The sequence below is a fragment of the Thermocrispum municipale DSM 44069 genome, assembly GCF_000427825.1.
In the GTDB taxonomy this organism is placed as follows: Bacteria; Actinomycetota; Actinomycetes; order Mycobacteriales; family Pseudonocardiaceae; genus Thermocrispum; species Thermocrispum municipale.
Map to the genome: position 1 here is coordinate 137,592 of NZ_ATYT01000005.1, position 15,479 is coordinate 153,070.

Annotated in this window: 13 protein-coding genes; 10 read left to right on the forward strand and 3 right to left on the reverse strand. The window is 69.0% G+C overall.

The genetic code is table 11. The annotated features are described in order from the left end of the window. Positions 1-114 precede the first annotated feature (114 nt). The 8 genes from YWM_RS0105875 to YWM_RS0105910 all read left to right on the forward strand — a co-directional run bounded on the left by YWM_RS0105875 (position 115) and on the right by YWM_RS0105910 (position 8,541). On the forward strand, positions 115-1,062 hold the full coding sequence (locus tag YWM_RS0105875) for a SurA N-terminal domain-containing protein (protein ID WP_043659851.1): 948 nt from the start codon (positions 115-117) through the stop codon (positions 1,060-1,062). Further along, a complete protein-coding gene (locus YWM_RS22405) occupies positions 1,059-2,075 on the forward strand; it encodes a nucleoside triphosphate pyrophosphohydrolase (protein ID WP_084612207.1) in 1,017 nt (338 codons plus the stop codon). Before YWM_RS0105875 ends, YWM_RS22405 begins: the two co-directional genes overlap by 4 nt. 9 nt (positions 2,076-2,084) lie before the next feature. After that, positions 2,085-2,816 (forward strand): murein transglycosylase, encoded by a 732-nt coding sequence (locus tag YWM_RS0105885; RefSeq protein ID WP_156914668.1) that lies wholly within the window; start codon positions 2,085-2,087, stop codon positions 2,814-2,816. Between the two features lie 467 nt (positions 2,817-3,283). Then, positions 3,284-4,570, forward strand: coding sequence for a phosphopyruvate hydratase (gene eno, locus YWM_RS0105890; protein ID WP_028849932.1), 1,287 nt, complete (start codon positions 3,284-3,286; stop codon positions 4,568-4,570). A 168-nt stretch (positions 4,571-4,738) separates the two neighbouring features. Next, on the forward strand, positions 4,739-5,140 hold the full coding sequence (locus YWM_RS0105895) for an FtsB family cell division protein (RefSeq protein WP_245565935.1): 402 nt from the start codon (positions 4,739-4,741) through the stop codon (positions 5,138-5,140). Between the two features lie 30 nt (positions 5,141-5,170). Next, on the forward strand, positions 5,171-5,668 hold the full coding sequence (locus tag YWM_RS0105900; RefSeq protein ID WP_028849934.1) for a DUF501 domain-containing protein: 498 nt from the start codon (positions 5,171-5,173) through the stop codon (positions 5,666-5,668). A gap of 23 nt (positions 5,669-5,691) precedes the next feature. Further along, positions 5,692-6,648 (forward strand): Ppx/GppA phosphatase family protein, encoded by a 957-nt coding sequence (locus YWM_RS0105905; protein ID WP_028849935.1) that lies wholly within the window; start codon positions 5,692-5,694, stop codon positions 6,646-6,648. A 147-nt stretch (positions 6,649-6,795) separates the two neighbouring features. Then, positions 6,796-8,541: a S8 family peptidase gene (locus YWM_RS0105910; protein ID WP_028849936.1), complete on the forward strand. Its 1,746-nt coding sequence runs from the start codon at positions 6,796-6,798 to the stop codon at positions 8,539-8,541. A gap of 415 nt (positions 8,542-8,956) precedes the next feature. Here YWM_RS0105910 and YWM_RS0105915 read toward each other — a convergent pair whose 3' ends face one another. Further along, positions 8,957-10,234: an MFS transporter gene (locus tag YWM_RS0105915; protein ID WP_028849937.1), complete on the reverse strand. Its 1,278-nt coding sequence runs from the start codon at positions 10,232-10,234 to the stop codon at positions 8,957-8,959. Between the two features lie 169 nt (positions 10,235-10,403). Further along, positions 10,404-11,882, reverse strand: coding sequence for a S10 family peptidase (locus YWM_RS0105920; protein ID WP_028849938.1), 1,479 nt, complete (start codon positions 11,880-11,882; stop codon positions 10,404-10,406). A 32-nt stretch (positions 11,883-11,914) separates the two neighbouring features. Here YWM_RS0105920 and YWM_RS0105925 point away from each other — a divergent pair, with 32 nt between their 5' ends. Together YWM_RS0105925 and YWM_RS0105930 are read left to right on the forward strand one after the other, a co-directional pair. Continuing rightward, entirely contained in the window at positions 11,915-12,616 is a 702-nt protein-coding gene (locus tag YWM_RS0105925; RefSeq protein WP_028849939.1) for a uracil-DNA glycosylase, read from the forward strand. Between the two features lie 63 nt (positions 12,617-12,679). After that, positions 12,680-14,008 carry an NAD(P)/FAD-dependent oxidoreductase gene (locus YWM_RS0105930; protein ID WP_028849940.1) on the forward strand — a complete coding sequence of 443 codons (1,329 nt, stop codon included), beginning with the start codon at positions 12,680-12,682 and terminating at the stop codon, positions 14,006-14,008. Here the strand turns inward: YWM_RS0105930 and YWM_RS0105935 are convergent. Next, on the reverse strand, positions 14,005-15,459 hold the full coding sequence (locus YWM_RS0105935; protein ID WP_043659856.1) for an NAD(P)-binding protein: 1,455 nt from the start codon (positions 15,457-15,459) through the stop codon (positions 14,005-14,007). The two genes, YWM_RS0105930 and YWM_RS0105935, sit on opposite strands and share 4 nt — an antisense overlap. Between the last annotated feature and the right edge of the window lie 20 nt (positions 15,460-15,479).

Consider the following 15,479-nt stretch of genomic DNA (forward strand, 5'->3'; position numbering starts at 1 on the left):
TCGCGCACCGGATGACCGATTCGACGACCACGGAAAGTGCATGATCGACCGCGGTGGGTGCAGACGAACGGGTGCTTCCCATCGGCCGGTGCGGCTGTGAGAAGGTACAGCGCTGTGAGGCACATCATCCGCCGTAGCTGGCTCGCGCTGCTTGCCGTCACGGGAGTGCTGGCCCTCGTCGCGTGCGACACCGGGCCCAGCCGACCAGGAGCCGCCGCCGTCGTGGGCGACACCGAGATCTCGGTGGATTCGCTCCAGCGTGAGTTCCGCTGGTTGCTCGACAACGTCCCGGACGCCGAGCAGCTCAGGGAACAGGACGCGCTCGGCAGGATCTCGGTGCAGTCGCTCACCGCGCGTGTTCAGCACGAGCTGATCGCGGCGACCGCCGACCGGCTCGATCTGCGTGCTGACCCGGAAGAGGTGCAAGACCTGCTCGACGAGCTCGGTGGGGAGACCAAGGCCGCGACCCGGGTGCTGACCTCGCCGGACCGGGTGCGCGAGCGTATCCAGGACCTGCTGCTGCTGCGTGAGATCGGCAGGCACTACGCCGACAAGCTGTCCGTGCGGGTCTCCGGAGCGTTGATCGCGAACGAAGAGCCGGGCGCGACGGCCCGCCAGCGGGCGGTCGACCTCGGCAAGGAGATGGCCGCCAACCCGGACCGTGCGGCGGAACTGGCTGCGCAGGGCGACCAGGAGCTGCCCAAGGAACTTGTGCTGTCCGAACTCATCGGCAGCGAGCAAGAGGTGTTGATGCAGACCCCGCTGTTCGCGGTCGAGCCGGGCACCGTCGTGGTGATGCAGCCGAACCCGCAGAACGGCGCGTTGTGGATGGTCGCGCTGGTCGAGGAGCGGTCCGAGTCCGGGGCTTCGTCCGGCCGCAACTATCCGGAAGGTGCGCTGAGCCAGATCGGCCTGCAGATGCTGCGGCCCGCAGCCGAGCAGCTCGGGGTGACGATCAACCCGCGCTACGGCGTGTGGGACGAGGCCGGCATGGCAATCCTGGAGAACGAGGAGGACGCGCAGAGCCACCTCTTCTCGACGGACGGAGTCGAACGGCAGTGACCGCAGCGGTGCCGGGGTCGGCGACGAGCCCGGTGGTCGTGATCGTCACTTCAGCAGGTGTTCCCGCTGAGGCACTCGGTGCCGTGCGCGCAGCCGACGTCGTCTACCTCGCGCCGGGCGTGGAGCTGACCGTCCCCGGCGCCGAGCCCGCGCCCGACGACACCGAGCTGGTGCAGGTGGCCGGGCTCAAATCCGTCGTGCTGCTCGCCGCCGACCGGTCCGACCGGGCCGCAGCGGCACTCGTCGCGGCCGGTGCCACGGTGATCGAACCGTCCGCGCTCGCGCGAGCGGTCGCGGTGATGGACCGGCTGCGCTCGCCGGGTGGCTGTCCGTGGGACGCGGAGCAGACGCACGAGTCGCTGCGCCGCTACCTGCTCGAGGAGACCTACGAGCTGCTCGAGGCGATCGAGACCGACGACCGGGCAGCGCTGCGCGAGGAGCTCGGCGACGTGCTGCTCCAGGTGCTCTTCCACGCGCGGATCGCTGCCGAGCACCCGGATGACGCGTTCGACATCGACGACGTCGCCGCGGAACTGGTCGACAAGATGGTCAGCCGTCATCCGCAGATCTTCGGCGAAGCTGCGGCCGTGCCCTCGGCGGAAGCCCAGGAGCAGAACTGGCACCGCCTCAAGCAGAAGCAGAAAGCACGCACGTCCACACTCGACGGGGTGGCGATGGGGCAACCCGCGGCCGCCCTCGCGGGCAAGATCGTCGAGCGGGTCCTGCGTGCCGAGTTCCCCGCCGACCTGCTGGCAGGCGACGGCCCGGGCGCCGCATTGTTCGACCAGGCAGCGCAGGTGATGCGCGACGGCCGCGAGCCGGAGGGCGAACTGCGCGCGGCGGCGAAGCGATTCGCCGCGGCGGTGCGTGAAGCCGAGCAGGCCGCGCGGGCCGACGGCGTGGACCCGCTGGCCATGGGCGCGCAGGGCTGGCGGCGATACTGGCCGGCCGACGACAAGAACGAGACAGACACGGCGTCCGACATGCCCGGACGCCCGGGTGAGACGGGATAACCTGATCGAGTGAGCGAACCGCCACGGTCTGCTGTCCTGCCGCGGCTTCGGCCGCCCGTCATGCGCCTGGCAGTTGCCGGGCTGATCATCGCGACCGGCCTGACGTTGATCCTGACCATCGGCGTCAACCGCCCCGCCGCGGAAGGCGACGAACCGAAGGCCGCGCACGCCTCAGCGCTCCCCGCGCCCAATGCGGCCGCACCGCCGCGCGGCGTTCCGGCTCCGGTCGACCGTCCGAACGCCTCGGACGAAAAGGAACTGGCGGCCTGGGCGAAGGAGGTCGGCGGGTTGACCGGCATCCCGGCCCGCGCGGTCCGGGCGTACGGCTTGGCCGAGATGTGGATGCGCTCGGACGCGCCCAAGTGCAGGCTGACCTGGTCGACCCTGGCCGGCATCGCCCAGGTGGCCAGCAAGCACGGCGGTGAGATCGACAAGGACGGCGAGCTGGTCAAACCGGTGGTGGGCAAGAACGACCGGGTCGGCCCCCTGCACCTGTCGCTGGCGAAGTGGAAGGCGCACCGGTTCCGTGCCTCGCGGGACGGCCAACGCCCGGATCCGCAGCAGATCGACGACGCAGCGGTGACGACCGCCCGTGCCCTCTGCGCCCGCGGCGGGGACATGCGCAAAGCGCGGCACTGGTGGTCGGCGGTCGCCGCGCACGGCGGCTCCACCACGTTCGCCCAGCATGTGTTCGTGGCGACCAAGCGCTACGCGAAAGCCAGCGCCGCCGCCGGTCGGTGACGCTGGTCGCCACGCGTCGGTCCGTACTGCCGGCCGCTCGGGGTCGGCCCGCTTCGTGATTCTGTGCAGCTGTCGGTCGGTGAGCGGCGCGCGTGGTGCCTGCGCCGCCGGCTCGCCCGGTCCGTGACGCGAGGAGCCTGGGCAGCCGCCGCTCGGGGTCGGACCGCCTCGTGATCCTGCGCGCAGCACCCGGTCGGTGACCGGCGCGCTTGGTGTGCCTGCACCGCCGGCTCGCCCGGTCCGCGACGCGAGAGCCCGCGCAGCCGCCGCTCGGTGACCGCCCGCGATGCCGGAACCCAGCGCAGCCTCCGGTCGGCGACCCCTGTCCGGACGGGCACAGATGACGTGAGCTACCGCATGCCTCCAACGGGTGACAGCGCACGGCGGCTACGCTTCGAGACGTCAGTCGTGAGAGTGCGTATCAGCAGGTACGCCGTTCACCGTGAGCACGTAGCGAGGAGTGAGGCGTGGCGGTCATCGATCAGGTAGGTGCGCGGGAGATTCTCGACTCGCGTGGCAACCCTACGGTCGAGGTGGAGGTGGCGCTGGACGACGGGACGCTGGCCAGGGCCGCGGTTCCGTCCGGCGCATCGACGGGGGAGCACGAGGCGGTCGAACTCCGCGACGCCGATCCGCAGCGCTACAACGGCAAGGGCGTCGAGAAGGCCGTCGCCGCCGTGCTGGACGAGATCGCGCCGGAACTGGTCGGCATCGAGGCGGTCGACCAGCGCATCGTCGATCAGAAGCTGGTCGACCTGGACGGCACGCCGGACAAGTCGCGGCTGGGCGCCAACGCCATCCTGGGTGTCTCGCTCGCGGTGGCCAAGGCGGCCGCGGACTCGGCGGACCTGGAGCTGTTCCGCTACCTGGGCGGCCCGAACGCGCACGTGCTGCCGGTGCCGATGCTGAACATCCTCAACGGCGGTGCCCACGCCGACACCGACGTGGACGTTCAGGAATTCATGATCGCCCCGATCGGGGCCGAGACGTTCCGGGAGGCGCTGCGCTGGGGCGCGGAGGTCTACCACGCGCTGAAGTCGGTGTTGAAGTCCAAGGGCCTGAGCACCGGCCTCGGGGACGAGGGCGGGTTCGCGCCGAGCCTGCCGAACAACCGGGCCGCGCTGGACCTGATCGTCGAGTCGATCAAGAAGGCAGGCTTCACCCCGGGCAGCGACGTGGCGCTGGCGCTGGACGTCGCGGCCACCGAGTTCTTCGCCGACGGCTCCTACCAGTTCGAGGGCAACAAGCGCAGCGCGTCCGAGCTGGGTGCCTACTACGAGGAACTGCTGGACGCCTACCCGCTGGTGTCGATCGAGGACCCGCTTGCCGAGGACGACTGGGACGGCTGGGTGGAGCTGACCGCGCGGATCGGTTCCCGGGTCCAGCTGGTCGGCGACGACCTGTTCGTCACCAACCTGGACCGGCTGGAGGACGGCATCGCCCGGCGTGCCGCCAACGCGCTGCTGGTGAAGGTCAACCAGATCGGCACGCTGTCGGAGACGCTGGACGCCATCGCGCTGGCCACGTCCTACGGTTACAAGTCGATGATGAGCCACCGCTCCGGCGAGACGGAGGACACCACGATCGCCGACCTGGCGGTGGCCACCGGCGTCGGCCAGATCAAGACCGGTGCTCCGGCCCGCGGTGAGCGGACCGCGAAGTACAACCAGCTGCTGCGCATCGAGGAGAACCTCGCCGACGCGGCACGCTACGCCGGTGACCTGGCCTTCCCCCGTTTCACTCCGAACAACTGACGCATCATGACCCGGGCCAAGCGTGACGATCGCCGGACTCCACGGGGTTCGGCGCGTTCGACGCGCTCGCGTCGCCCGGAACTGACGCGTGGCCGGCCCAAGTCCGGCCCCGCCACGGCGGCCCGGTCCCGGTCACGGACGACCGTCCGGGCCCGGGTCGCCGAGGGCGTGCGCAGCAAGCGGCTGGCCGGGGCGGCGCGCGCGCTCGGGTTGTCGTCGACCCGCCGCGCGGCCATCGCCGCCCTCGTGGTGTGCGCGCTCGCATTCACCCTTGCGGTGCCGCTGCGCACCTACCTGGCTCAGCGTGCCGAGGTCGCCGAACAGGAAGAACTGAAGGAACAGCTCACCGGCAAGGTGGCCGAACTGGAACGGAAGAAGCGCGCGCTGAGCGACCCGGCGCAGATCGAGGCCGAAGCGCGGCGCCGGCTGCGCTACGTGATGCCCGGCGAGACGCCCTACATCGTGCAGCTGCCCGGCGACGCGCCGACGGGGGAGGAACACACCTCCGGTGGCCGGACCGAGATCGACGCGGCCTGGTTCGAGAAGCTGTGGTCGGGTATGTCGGAGTGAGGCCACCGGCGAGCGATACCCTCGACGGCGATGAGCAGGGAATTCGAGCCGGTGACCGAAGCGGACCGGGAGATCGTCCGCCAGCAGCTGGGCCGTCCACCGCGGGCCATGCGCGCCATCGCCGCACGGTGCCCGAGCGGACATCCCGCCGTGGTGCAGACCAGCCCGCGGCTGGAGGACGGCACGCCGTTCCCGACGCTGTACTACTTGACCTGTCCGCGGCTGTGCTCGCTGGTCGGTCGGCTCGAAGCGTCCGGCATCATGCGCGAGATGACCGCTCGGCTGGCCGAGGACGAGGAGCTGGCCGCCGCCTACCAGCGGGGGCACGAGCAGTACCTGGCCGAGCGTGACGCCATCGAGCCGCTCGGTCACCAGGTCTCCGCGGGCGGCATGCCCACGCGGGTCAAATGCCTGCACGTTCACCTCGCCCACCGGCTCGCCGTCGGCCCCGGGGTCAATCCGTTCGGCGACGAGACCTTCGAGCTGGTGAGCAAGGACTGGCCGTCCGGCGACTGCGCCGCAGGCTGATCTCGGTCCGTTAGGCTGAGCGCATGCCTAGGGTTGCCGCGATCGACTGTGGGACGAACTCCATCCGACTGCTGGTCGCGGAGCTCATGCCCAATCACGACGGAACCTGGTTCGTGCGCGACCTGCACCGGGAGATGCGCATCGTCCGGCTCGGCCAGGGCGTGGACGCCACCGGTCAACTCGCGCCCGAGGCGATCGAACGTACTCGCCAGGCGCTCGCCGCCTACACGATCGCCGCGCGGCGCAAGGGCGTCGAGCGGGTCCGCATGGTCGCGACCTCGGCCACCAGGGACGCGAGCAACCGCGAGGACTTCTTCCGCATGACCGAGCAGACGCTCGGCGTGCGGGCCGAGGTGATCAGCGGCGAGGTCGAGGCCCGGTTGTCGTTCACCGGCGCGGTCGCCGATCAGGATCCGGACGACGGGCCGTTCCTGGTGGTCGACGTCGGCGGCGGGTCGACCGAGCTGGTGCTGGGGGAGTGGGACGGCCGCGAGGCGAAGATACTCGCCGCGAAGTCGGTCGACGTCGGCTGCGTGCGCATCACCGAGCGCGTGCTGCGTTCCGATCCACCGACGGCCGACGAGATCGCCGCGGGACGACAGTTCGCCCGCGAAGTACTCACCGAAACTTTCGACGCTGTCGACGTGACGCGGGCTCGGCGCTGGATCGGTGTCGCGGGCACGGTCACCACGTTGTCCGGCGTCGCGCAGGGCTTGCCGCGCTACGACCGGGACCAGATCCACCAGTCCACGGTGACGCACGCCGAGCTGGAGCGGGTCACCCGCGACCTGCTGGCGCAGGATCACGCCACCCGCGCCGAGAACCCGGTCATCCACGAAGGGCGGGTCGACGTCATCGGCGGTGGCGCGCTGGTCGTGCACACCATCGGTGAGATGCTCGCCGAGCGCGGCGGACCGGTCGATCTGCACGTCAGTGAACACGACATTCTGGACGGCATCGCGCTGAGCCTGGCGGACTGATCACGCCCCGTCAGCACGTTCTCTTTCGGTGGCTAACGATCAGGTCTCCGGGTAGCCCGAATGGCCCACGCCATTCGTGGCAAAGTGCCCACATCACGCCGCTTCGTGCATTAGGTTCACTCCATCCCACACAGGGCGGAGGAACGGATGAGAAAACGGAAGTTGATCGTCGCCGCGGTGGCGGCGGCCCTCGCCGGGGGAACCGCGGCAGTGGCCGTGCCCGCGATGGCGGCTCCGGCGGTGTCCGGCAAGACCGTGGAATTCAACGTGCTCGCCGAGCGCGGCGCCGGCGTCGACGAGGTTGTCGAGGCTGTCGAGGCCGCGGGTGGCGAGGTCGTCAAGGCCAACAAGGCCGTCGGTCTGCTCACGGTGCGCGCCCCGGAGAACGGCTTTGCCACCGCGGTCGCCAAGGACGACGCGGTCTTCGGTGCGACCAAGGCGAAGTCGCTCGGCTACGCCCCGAAGGAGAAGAGCAAGGCCAAGCAGCGCCGCGAGATCGAGCGTGAGCACCGCGCGAGCAAGGTCAAGCAGCGCAAGTCCGCCAAGGCCGCCAAGAAGGGCAGCTCCCGCGCGGCCATGGACCCGATGGACGACCAGCTGTGGGGCCTGACCATGGTCCGCTCCCACCTGGCGCGCGACGTACAGGCGGGTGACAAGCAGGTTCGCGTCGGCGTCATCGACACCGGTGTGGACGGCAGCCACCCGGACATCGCGCCGAACTTCGACAAGGACCTGTCGCGCAACTTCACCGTCGACATGCCGACCGATCCGAACGGCGAAGTGGTGGACGGGCCGTGCGAGTTCCGTGGCTGCGTCGACCCCAACGACCACGACGACAACGGCCACGGCACGCACGTCGCGGCCACCATCGGTGCGGCGGCCAACGACTTCGGTGTCTCCGGTGTCGCCCCGAACGTCACCCTGGTCAACCTGCGCGCGGGCATGGACTCCGGCTACTTCTTCCTGCAGCCGGTGGTCGACGCGCTGACCTACGCCGGTGACCACGGCATCGACGTGGTGAACATGAGCTTCTACGTCGACCCGTGGCTGTACAACTGCGACGACAACCCGGCGGACTCGCCGGCGGAGCAGGCGCAGCAGCGCACCGTCAAGGAAGCGGTGACCAGGGCGCTGGAGTACGCGCACGGCAAGGGCGTCACCCTGGTGTCGGCGCTGGGCAACCAGCACGAGGACAGCGGCAACCCGCTCCCGGACACCTCGAGCCCGAACTTCCCGTCGAACAGCGCCAAGGAACGGCAGATCGACAACGACACCTGCCTGAGCATGCCGACCGAGGGCCCGAACGTGATCAACGTGGCGGCGCTCGGCCCGTCGAAGGCGAAGGCGGACTACTCCAGCTACGGCACCGAGCGGATCTCGGTGTCCGCGCCGGGTGGTTACTTCCGCGACTACTACGGCACGCCGGACTACGGGCAGAACGCGAACCTCATCCTCTCGGCGTACCCGAAGAACGTGGCGTTGGCCGAGGGCACGATCGACGAGAACGGTGACATCACCGAGCTCGGCGAGGAATGGGGCGTCCAGCGCGCGGAGACCGCGGACGGCGAGTACGCCTACTACCAGCCGCTGCAGGGCACCTCGATGGCGTCGCCGCACGCCGCTGGTGTGGCCGCGCTGATCGTGTCGCAGTACGGCTCGGGTGAGGGCGCCGACTTCGGCCTCGCGCCGGAGAAGGTGCGCGCGGTCCTGGAAGGCACCGCGATCGCCACGCCGTGTCCGGAGCCGCGGACGGTCGACTACCTCGACGAGGGTCGCGACGAGACCTGGACCGCGACCTGTGAGGGTGACTGGGAGTTCAACGGCTTCTACGGCCACGGCGTGGTGGACGCCTTCGGTGCGGTCCGCCACGGCGACGGATTCCTGACCGACTGACCAACACTCCACCCCCACCAGGAGAGCCCCTCGGAGTCGCCTTCGAGGGGCTCTCCTCGTGTGCGGGTGCGGTGAATCCGCCGTGCCTGCCGCCTGGCTGCAACGATCGACATGCCCACGGTGGTTGATGGGTCACCGGGTCGGCGGAGGGCTGCGTGGAGTGGCACGACGGCTGGGCTGCCGCTGGGCCCGTGCCCGGTGGCGACAGCTTCGGGTGGACCCGAGGACCCGAGGCCCGGTGACGACAGCCGCGGCGGCCCCGAGGGCCGGTGACGGCAGCCTCGGATGGCTCGAGGGCCCAGGATCCGTGGCCTGGTGACGACAGAGCCCCTCGAGCGGACCCGGAGGCCCGGTGACGACAGAGCCCCTCGGGCGGACCCGAGGGGCTCTGTGTTCGTGGTGGGATCAGCAGCCGTCAGGCGGCCACCTTGCCGGCGCTCGATGCGGTGTGCATCGGGCGCCGCTGGGTGTGCACGAGCAGAGCGCGCACGCCGCGCTCCGGCCGCGTGTTCAACGCCAAGTAGGCGATCACGGTGCCGGCGACGGTCAGCGCACCGCCACCGATCAGCGACCAGCGAGCGCCGAGCTCGTTGGCCACCCAGCCGATGATGGGCGCGCCGAGCGGGGTGCCGCCCATCAGCAACATCAGGTACAGCGACAGGACGCGACCACGCATCCCCGCTGGGACGGTTGTCTGGATGTAAGCGTTCGCCGAGGTCAGCACGGTCATGGTGAGCACGCCTATGGGCACGAGCGTGACCGCGAAAGCCTCGTAGTTCGGCATCAGGCCGGAAGCCGCTTCGAACGCGCCGAACAGCACCGCGCCGGTCAGGATCACCTGCAGCCGGGGTGCCTTGCGACGAGCGGCGAGCAGCGCACCGCTGAGCGTGCCGATGGCCATGATGGTGCCGAGCAGCCCGTACGCGCTCGGGCCGCGGTGGTAGACGTCCGCGGACATCAGCGCGTTGGTCATCTGGAAGTTCATGCCGAACGTGCCGACACCGAACATCACGGCCATGACCATCAGCAGGTCGCGGCGGCCGCGCAGGTAGCGGACACCGGCGGCCATCCTGGCCAGGGGGCCGTCGTCGTCTTCGGACGTGGGATCGCTCGGGACCGCCGACGGCTTGATCAGCAGCAGCGCGATGATCGGCGCGGCAAACGACAAACCGTTGATCAGGAACACCGGACCAGGTCCGAACACGGCGATCAGCAGGCCGGCGATCGCGGGCCCGAACAGCCGGGCGCCGTTGAACGAGGCGCTGTTCAGGGCGACCGCGTTGGTGATGTCCTCCTGGCCGACCAGTTCGGACACGAACGCCTGCCGCGCGGGGTTGTCGAATGCCGTACCGACGCCGAGCAGGAAAGCCAGCACGTAGACGTGCCAGATCTCCGCTGTTCCGGTCATCACCAGTACACCGAGGGTCAGGCCGACCAGGCCGAGGAAGCCGTTGGTGGCCATCAGCAGCTGCCGCTTGGGCAGCCGGTCGGCGAGCACCCCGCCGAACGGCGCGGCGAGCAGAAAGGGCAGGAACTGCAGTCCCGTGGTGATGCCGACGGCGGTCGCGCCACCGCCAAGGGTGACGAGCACCAGCCAGTCTTGGGCGACCCGCTGCATCCACGTCCCGGCGTTGGATACGAACATTCCCGACCAGTAGAGCCGGTAGTCGTGATGCCGCAACGAGCGGAACATGTGACGCACTGGGGTGAATTCGCCTCCTGGAAGGAGTAGGGGACGGTACTTTGTTAGTTTAGCTCATTACCTTGGCTAACGGTATGTGGGTTATGCCTCATACGCTGCGGGAATACCGTCTTCACCCGAATTGTTGAACCGCGTTAACCGGCCCGGTGGGAGAAATTGATCATCGGTTCGAGCTGGCCCGTACGAACGCGGCGAGGTCGGCCGCCTGGCGCACTCGCGAGTCGGGATGCACGTACATCATATGGCCGGCGGGGTAGTACGCCCGTTCGATGTTCTCCCGCAGCTGTTCCGGGATGGCCAGCTGGGCCAGGCTCTGCTCGGCGGCGAAGTACGGCGTGGCGCCGTCGGTGTAGCCGAACGCGACGTGCAGCTTCAGGTGTGGGTTGGCGCGCATCGCCGCGGCCAGCCGGTCCAGCACGCTGATGTGTTTTCCTTCGAACTCGGCGTACGACCATTTCTCGTTGGCCCGCATGTTGATCAATTCGTAGGGCAGGTCACTCTCGTACTTCAGTTCCGCGCGCACGTAATGATTCAGCGCCGCGGCGTACGGTCCGGTGAGCGCGTTCGTCGACGGGTCGGAGCTGAATCGCTCCCGTGCGTAGTCGGATTCCGGGCCGGTGAAGCGAGCGTCGATCCGGCCGACCACTTTGCGCTGGTCGCGCAGCAGCTCGGTGAAGAAGCGGATGTGCTCGATCCGCAGATTCGCGCGGTCGATGTAGTCGGCCGACAGTCCGGTCAGCCGAGCCAGTTTGGTGACCACGCTCGCGCGCTCCTCGGCGGTCAACCGGGCGTCTTGTGCCAGCGCCCACGGGTACTCCCGGGACGCGAACTCTTCCGCTTCGCGCAACACCTCCTGCAGCGGCCGGTCACCGTGCAGGCCGTGGTAGTGCGCGATCGCCGCGTAGGTCGGCACGAACAGCGGATACGGGCGATCGTTGTTGGCGTCGGCGAACACGGTGCCGAGGTCCAGCGTCGCCGAGATCAGGATCAGCCCGTTGAGATACAGGCCGAAGCGCGACTGCAGGTGCTCGGCCAACGCCGAGGCCCGCAGAGTGCCGTAGGACTCGCCCGCGAGGAACTTCGGCGACAGCCAGCGGCCCTTGCGCGAGGTCCACAGCCGGATCAGCTCGCCGACCGACTCCAGGTCCCCGGTGAAACCGAGGAAGTCCTTGTCGGCTTCGCCTTTCACCGGCCGCGAGTAGCCGGTGGCCACCGGGTCGATGAACACCAGGTCGGCATGCGCGAGCAGGGTCTCGTGGTTGTCGGTGAGCCGGTACGGCGGCGGCTCCATGGCGCCGACGTCACCGGAGACCACCCGGCGCGGACCGAGCAGCCCGAGATGCAGCCACGTGCTGGACGAGCCGGGTCCGCCGTTGAACGCGAAGATCACCGGGCGCTGGGTCGGGTCGGCGTCGTCGAGCGTGTAGCTGGTCAGGAAGATCTCGGCGACCGGTTTGAGCCCTTCCGACTTGCCGTCCGTGATCACTTCCTTGCGCAGCACGACGCGTCCGGCTTGCGCGGTGTAGCGCAGCGGTCCGGTCGGCAGTTCCAGCGTGTGGTGCGTGGTGACGAGCTCGTCGCTGGGCTCTGCGGGCTTGTCCTTGTCCTCGGCGCGGGAGTCGGCGGAAGGGGTCGACATGCAGGCAACTCTAAGGCGTCCACACTGGACGGGTGACGGATTTTGCCGAGCGGGCCGACAGCATCGCCGAACTCGATGCCGCGGTGTCGGAATGCCGGGCGTGCCCGCGCCTGGTCGCCTGGCGTGAGGAGGTCGCGCGCACCAAACGAGCTGCTTTCGCCGATCAGGACTACTGGGGTCGTCCGGTCCCCGGCTTCGGGCCTGCGGACGCCTCGTTGGCGATCATCGGCCTGGCACCCGCCGCGCACGGCGCGAACCGAACCGGCCGCATGTTCACCGGGGACCGCTCCGGCGACGTCCTCTACGCAGCTCTGTATGACGTCGGCCTGGCGTCGCAGCCGATGAGCACGCACATCGACGACGGTCTGGAGCTGTTCGGTGTGCGGATCACCGCTCCGGTGCGCTGTGCCCCGCCTGCGAACAAGCCCACTCCGGCCGAGCGCGACACGTGCAAGCAGTGGCTGGTGCGCGAACTGCAACTGCTCGAGAACCTGCGGGCAGTCGTGGTGCTGGGTGCCTTCGGCTGGCAGGCGACGTTGAACGCGCTGCCTTCGGCCGGGTGGCAGGTCCCGAAGCCCCGACCGCGCTTCGGACACGGAGTGGAATACGACGTGAACGGATTGCGACTATTCGGTTGCTACCACGTTTCGCAGCAGAACACTTTCACCGGAAAACTCACGCCAGAAATGATCAAGAAAGTGCTCGCTCGGGCGAAATCCGCGGCCCGACTGTGACGCACGCGATCGCTGGACCCCGTTCCAGCGGCGATACCGAGCGGGGAGTGCAACGATAGAGCCATGGCTGCCAAGAAGGCTGGACCGAAGCGAATTTTGATCCTCGGCGGAGGATACGTCGGGTTGTACGCCGCGCTGGGTTTGCAGCGCAAATTGCGCGCGAACGAGGCGTCGGTGACCGTCGTCGATCCGCAACCGCACATGACCTACCAGCCTTTCTTGCCGGAGGCGGCTGCTGGGTCGATCGAGCCGCGGCACGTGGTCGTCCCGCTGCGGCAGGTGCTGCGCCGGTGCCATGTGCTCAACGGCCGGGTGCAGGAGATCAAGCACGCCGACCGCACGGTGACCATCGAGACCGCCGCGGGTGAGCGTGAGCAGCTGAGCTACGACGTCCTGATCGTCGCGCTCGGCTCGGTCGCGCGGCTGCTCCCGGTTCCCGGCCTCGCGGAGGAAGGTATCGGCTTCAAGAGCATCGGTGAGGCCATCTGGCTGCGCAACCACGTGATGTCGCGCATGGACCAGGCGGCCAGCACCACCGACCCGGACGTGCGCCGCCGCAAGCTGACCTTCGCGTTCGTCGGTGGTGGCTTCGCGGGTGTCGAGGCGCTCGGTGAGCTGGAGGACATGGCTCGCTACGCCACCCGGTTCTACGAGAACATCGACGAGAAGGACCTGCGCTGGGTGCTGATCGACGCGGCGGACCGCATCCTGCCCGAGGTGCGCCCGACGCTGGGTGCCTACACCGTGCGGGCGCTGGAGAAGCGCGGCGTCGAGGTGTACCTGTCGACGCTGGCCAAGTCGTTCGAGAACGGGCACGTAGTGCTCTCCGACGGCACCGAGTTCGACTCGGACACCATTGTCTGGACCGCGGGCGTGAAGGCGAACCCGGTGCTGAAGAGCTCGGACCTGCCGCTGGACGACCGCAGGCGAGTGCGTACGCACCCGACGCTGCAGGTGGTGGATCATCCCGAGGTGTGGGCGGCCGGTGACTGCGCAGGCGTGCCGGACCTGTCGCGGACCGAGGAGGACCCGAACGCGGTCTGCCCGCCGAACGCGCAGCACGCGGTCCGGCAGGCGCGTCACCTGGCGAAGAACGTGATCCGGTGGCTGCGCGGCAAGGAGCTGAAGGACTACCACCACAAGAACCTCGGGTCGGTGGCCAGCCTCGGCCTCGGTCGCGGCGTCGCGGACACGTTGGGCATCAAGCTCAAGGGCTGGCCGGCGTGGGCGATGCACCGCGCCTACCACGTGAAGGCGATGCCGACGTTCAACCGCAAGGTGCGCATCACGATGGACTGGCTGCTCGGCGGGCTGTTCCGCAGGGACATCCTCTCGCTCGGCCAGCTGCACGACCCGCACGCGGAGTTCCAGCGGGCCAGCAGGCCGGACTAGCGGCTGAACGTCAGCACGCCGTCGGCCACCCGCCCGTGCCGGAGCGCCGAGATGTCCCGCAGATAGTTCTGCCGAAGCCGCCACGGCGTCCGGTCGCCCTGCTTGGGCAGCTGGTCCAGGGAGCGCAACACGTAGCCGGACTTGAGGTCGATGAACGGCTCGGGCCGCACGTCCGGGTCGGGTACCGGCTCGCACCGCTTGCTGCCGCTGTCGCGCATGTGCCGTAGCACCCGGCAGACGTACTCGCACGCCAGGTCGGCCTTCAGCGTCCAGGACGCGTTGGTGTAGCCGAGGATGTAGGCGAAGTTCGGCACCCCGGACAGCATGATGCCCTTGTAGGCCATGCGCTCGGACAGCTCGACCGGCTTGCCGTCGACCGCGAGCGTCATGCCGCCGAACGCCAAGAGCTTGAGCCCGGTGGCGGTGACGATGATGTCCGCGGGGAGTTCGACACCGGAGCGCAGCCGGATGCCTTTCTCGGTGAACCGATCGATGTGGTCGGTGACGATGTCGACCTTGCCCTTGCGGATGGCCTTGAACAGATCACCGTCGGGTACCAGGCACATGCGCTGGTCCCACGGGTCGTAGCTCGGCGAGAAGTGCCGGTCCACGTCGTAGCCGGGCGGGAGCTGCTTGGCGGTGAACCGCTTGAGCAGGCGGCGGACGAGCTGCGGCCTGCGCCTGCTGAGCTGGTAGAAGCCGGTCTGCGTCAGGATGTTGCGCCACCGGTTGAGGAAGTAGGCGGCTTCCTCCGGCAGGACCTTGCGCAGCAGATTGGCCAACGGGTCCTGAGACGGCGCGGTGAAGATGTACGTCGGTGAACGCTGGAGCATGGTGACGTGCTCGGCTGCGTTGTCGCCCATCGCCATCGCGGGCACCAGCGTCACCGCGGTCGCCCCGCTGCCGATGACGATCACCCGCTTGCCGCGGTAGTCCAGATCGGACGGCCAGTGCTGCGGGTGCACCACCGTGCCGGTGAAGTCCTCGACCCCGTCGAACTGCGGCGTGTAGCCGTTCTCGTAGTCGTAGTAGCCGCTGCACGACCACAAGAAGTTGCAGGTGAACTCCACCTTCTTGCCGTCGTGCTCGGCGGTGACCCGCCACTTGGCGTCGTCGCTGGACCACTCGGCGGCGATGACCTCGTGCCTGTACCGGATGTGTCGCTCGACGTCGTACTCAGCGGCGGTTTCCTTGACGTAGCGCAGGATCGACGGGCCGTCCGCGATCGCCTTCTGCTCGGGCCACGGCTTGAACCGGTATCCGAGGGTGTACATGTCCGAGTCGGACCGCACACCGGGGTAGCGGAACAGGTCCCACGTGCCGCCGATCGTGTCGCGCTTCTCCAAGATGGTGAACGTCGTCTCGGGCATCTCCCGGCGCAGGTGGCAAGCCGCCCCGACTCCCGACAGGCCCGCGCCGATGATGAGGACATCCGTGTGCTGCGTCACCATGCGGGGAGATTTTACACACT